At 59.2% G+C, this 4,000-nt stretch carries 4 protein-coding genes and 1 pseudogene; all 5 read right to left on the reverse strand.

Annotation, left to right across the window (positions count from 1 at the left end; all coding sequences use genetic code 11):
• Positions 1 to 197, reverse strand: a pseudogene (locus tag A5652_RS28560) (cytochrome P450); the annotation flags it as partial.
• Positions 198 to 217: 20 nt separating this feature from the next.
• On the reverse strand, positions 218 to 1,792 hold the full coding sequence (locus tag A5652_RS12895; protein ID WP_197513944.1) for an AMP-binding protein: 1,575 nt from the start codon (positions 1,790 to 1,792) through the stop codon (positions 218 to 220).
• A 99-nt stretch (positions 1,793 to 1,891) separates the two neighbouring features.
• Positions 1,892 to 2,260, reverse strand: a complete 369-nt coding sequence (locus tag A5652_RS12900) for a nuclear transport factor 2 family protein (protein WP_067351466.1) — start codon at positions 2,258 to 2,260, stop codon at positions 1,892 to 1,894.
• A gap of 63 nt (positions 2,261 to 2,323) precedes the next feature.
• Complete coding sequence (locus A5652_RS12905) at positions 2,324 to 3,178, reverse strand: enoyl-CoA hydratase/isomerase family protein (protein ID WP_156745308.1); 855 nt, start codon at positions 3,176 to 3,178, stop codon at positions 2,324 to 2,326.
• Positions 3,179 to 3,228: 50 nt separating this feature from the next.
• On the reverse strand, positions 3,229 to 4,000 hold a 772-nt coding region (locus A5652_RS12910), incomplete at its 5' end, for an acyl-CoA dehydrogenase family protein (protein ID WP_067351472.1).

A 4,000-nucleotide genomic window follows, 5' to 3' on the forward strand; every position in this document is an offset into this window, starting at 1 on the left:
AGGTCCTCGTGTCGCGAGACCAAATACATCCCCAGGTCAGTTTCATAGTGCACCGGGTCCCCGTCACGAAGGGCCCGGTAGTAGGCGAAAGGCTTTTCCTGGATAGCCGGGTCGATAAAGGACACGCCCGCTAGGGATTCCAGTCGCTCTTGGCCAGCCGGGCATCCGGCGGTCGAATTGGTGCCTCGTATCGTCACATTCCTGTCCTTCGACATCACTAGTTGGACAGCGCGGTCGCTTGACTGCGGTATCCCTGGGTCAGCCTGTCCCACGTGCGGGGTCCTAAGCCCCGCTTCCGCAAGTCGGCTTTGATGATGCGTAAAGTCGCCTGAGTCTTGGGTAGGTCGTCGACGAACTCGATGTAGCGCGGAACCATGAAACGCGCCATGCGGGACTCAAGGTCCGCGCACAACTCCTCGGGATCGATGGACGATTCGGAGCGCTTCACCGCGAACAGTAGGATCTCGTCTTCGGCGGTGTCGGCCGGCACTGCCACTGCGGCACATTCGACGATCTCCGAATTGCGCAGCACGTCAGCCTCGACCTCGAAGGAGGAGACATTCTCACCCCGACGCCGGATCACGTCCTTGAGCCGGTCGACGAACATGTAATCACCGTTTGCGGCGCGGACGAGCGCATCTCCCGTATGGAACCAGCCGTTGCGCCACGCGATTGCCGTGGCGCCATCGTTGTTCAGGTAGCCCGCGTTCATCACCCACGGCATGCCGGCACGCACGATGCATTCGCCAGGTGTGCCGTCTGGAACCTCGTAGTCATGCTCATCCACCAGGCGAACCTCGAAACCGGGATACCCTTCACGCAGGCGACCGACCGTGCGTTCGTTCGTCGGGTTCCACCCGGAACAAATCGCGACACCGCCCTCCGTGCTGTTGTAGACGGTGCAGATGCGGGTATTGAATCTCTCGCTGAATTGCCTATAGCAAGCGCCGAGCGGAGCCATGAAGAGATTCTTGAGTGACGTACTGCCCGTCGGGCTTTCGGGGACCCTCAACAACAGATCCGCCATCGAACCGACGAGCATGCCAGTCGTTATTTCGAACTCAGCAACGTCCTGCCAGAACCTGGTGAGCGCAAATCGCGGCCTTACGACAACACGCGCGCCGACCATGGCTGCGTGGTACGGGATCGATTTCGATCCAAAGTGAGCATGGGACGTCGTGCAGTAGAAGATGTCTGAAGTATCGAGATCCTCGAAGGGGAACGTTCCCAGGTTGATCGAGTGCAACTGCGCCCATGGCAATTTGACTGCCTTGGAGGGGCCCGTTGTACCTGATGTGTAGGTGATACAGGCAATGTCGTGCGGCTCGGGCACTCTCATCTGTTCTCGCGCAGCGTTGACATCGGAATCGAGCGCTTCCACCGTGACGACTGGCAGCTTCGCTCCAGGCTCGTGGTGGTATCCACCAGTGTCGAGAACGAGCACTCGGTTGACCGTTGTCAGTTCAGCGGCAACGACCTCGACGAACGGCAGGTACTGCGCAGCAACGACGAGTAAATCGGGCCGACAGTTGTTGATCGCATACGCGAGCATGCGGCCCCGAAACTCGGGATTAGTCGCGGCATCTATAGCGCCGACGCTGGAGACGCCCAGCCATACGCCCAACGATTCGACGCCCGCGTCGAGGATGGTGGCGACAACGTCACCCACCTGTACGTCCAGCGCGCGGAACCGGGCCGCCCAGAGGATCATCTCCTCTTGCAACTGCTCCCAGGTTGCCGATACGCCGTCCACCGTCCGCAGGAACTGCTTGTGGGGCTCTGCGTCGGACATGCGATTCACAATGGCGGGCAGCGTCTCTTGAGAACACAAGTCAGAAGTCCAAGGCATTGCGCGCTCCTGCCATGAATGTCGCGTACTTGTTCGATCGCTTCACGCGTATTTCCAGAAGGCCCGCATCATCGCGATCTTTCCTTCTTGGTCGAACGTGAAGTGATCCACGAGGGGACCGACATGCTGCAGCGCACCTTCGCGAGTCACTACGCCGTGCAGAATGGCAATGGCCTCATTGCCGCACACGATTACCTCGCGCTCAAGCCACAGCTTCATCGGGCTGAGATCCTCGACCATCTTCCAGAAGGTCGTTCGTATGCTCTCAATGCCGCGAAACGTATCCACCCCCACAGGATCTTCCAGGACGGCGTTGTCAGCCCACAGGGCGAGCCAGCCATCTTTATCCTGATCGCTAAGGGTTTGGCAGTGCGCGTTGATCGCCGCGTTTATCGCTTCGGCGTCTGGCATCTCTTCCTCGTTTCCGTCCTTCTTTTGGCACTTCAAAATCGGAACATGTTCTCCGCGCGGAGCTCACACTTTGCTGACCTCGTCATCCCAACCGGTGTCGCGCTCGCGCACGGCGGCGCTTACACCCTTTTCGTGGATCAGACGTAGGTGATGCTCCTTGGCCACTGCGGCCTCAGCGCTGGGAACATATGGGTCTCGGCCGACGTCAACCATCGCTGAAAGTCCCGCCGCTTCGTAGAGACGATGCGTTCCGCGTTTATTCGCCGCCAGATCACCAGCTTCCATGCGTGCGATCTGCTCGGCGAAGCGCAGGGCGGTCTGTTCTTCCTGGCCCAACGCGACGACGCGATTGACGTAGAAGAGTTGTCGGGCCGTTTCCGCATCCATCCAGCCGCCTGTCATCCACAGCTGCTTCATAACTCGGATGGGAAAATGAAAGGGCATCAACGCATAAGGACCGTAGGGCGCTCCGACCCCGACTCGAGATTCCTCCCAGCTGAACCGCGAGTTGTCGGCTGCGATGACGACGTCAGCGGCTAGCAGAAAAGTATTAGCGTGCGGCCCTACGTAACCTTTCGTTGCGACGACTAACCCCTTGGAGAAACGCCAGGGCGGAAGAAGGTCTCCCGTGTGGACCCAGTACTTGTCTTCAATGGTCGCCGGCTCCTGACCGCCTATGGTCTCGGCAGCCACTTGTTGAACATCGTGACCCGATGAGAAGTTTGCGCCCTCAGCAGTGAGCACGACACATCTGACGTCGGCGATGCGATCACAGTCCGCGAGAACTGAGTAGAACTCGTTCTCCATGGTGCTGTTGATCGCGTTCATCTTCTCGGGCCGATTCAGCCGAATCGTCACGATGCGCGCGCGCCGTTCCACCTTGACGCAGGTCATCGCGGCCCAGTGCGCTTCAGGCAATACGTGTTCTCCTATCGGTCTGTGGCCATGCAATTGATGACCTGTCGAACTCAACCACGTGGAAGGCCGAGTACTTTTTGCGCGATGATGTTTCGCTGAATCTCCGAGGTACCTCCGGCGATAGTGGCCGCGATCCCGCGGGTGTAGCGCTCGAATCTGCTGGCGAAATACTCGTCGGGATTCATATGTTGGTATCGCTCAGTTACTGGGTGTCGCAGGCCGTCGATGCCGGCCGTCTTCAATGTCAGTTCAGCAGCCCGCATTTCGGCTTCAGAGCCAAGAAGTTTCAGCACAGAAACGGAGGCGGTGTCGACCTCTCCGCGGGCGGCACGAGCCAATGCCGCCGATCCAATCGCCCGAAGCGCGTGGTAGTCGATAATTGTGGACGCGAACCGATCACGCTCGACTTCTGTGCGGGGACGACAGTCGGCCATGAGGTTGTCTATCCGGTCGGCAAGCATCACCCACATCATCGTGCGCTCATGTCCGAGTGACCCATTGGCAACTGTCCATCCCTGGTTCAACCCTCCGACCAGGTTCTCCGCTGGAACTCGAACATCGGTGAAGAACACCTCATTGAAGTCGAGGTTGTCCTGACTGGCGATATCTGCGAAGGGACGACACACCACGCCTTCGGTACTCGTCGGAATGATCAGAGCCGAAATCCCCTTATGCTTTGGCACATCCGGGTCGGTGCGAACGAAAGTCAGCAGGAAATCGGCATCGTGCGCGCCAGACGTCCATACTTTCTGACCGTTGACTACGAATTCGTCGCCGTCTCGGACGGCGCGCGTTCGCAGGGACGCTAGGTCGGAACCCGCG

Source organism: Mycobacterium sp. 1165178.9, from assembly GCF_001673555.1.
Classification (GTDB): domain Bacteria; phylum Actinomycetota; class Actinomycetes; order Mycobacteriales; family Mycobacteriaceae; genus Mycobacterium.

Bases quoted from the DNA above. Each gene is read 5' to 3' on its own strand.
- A5652_RS12895 (WP_197513944.1), bottom strand. From the start codon at position 1,792: ATGTCCGACGCAGAGCCCCACAAGCAGTTCCTGCGGACGGTGGACGGC.
- A5652_RS12900 (WP_067351466.1), bottom strand. From the start codon at position 2,260: ATGCCAGACGCCGAAGCGATAAACGCGGCGATCAACGCGCACTGCCAA.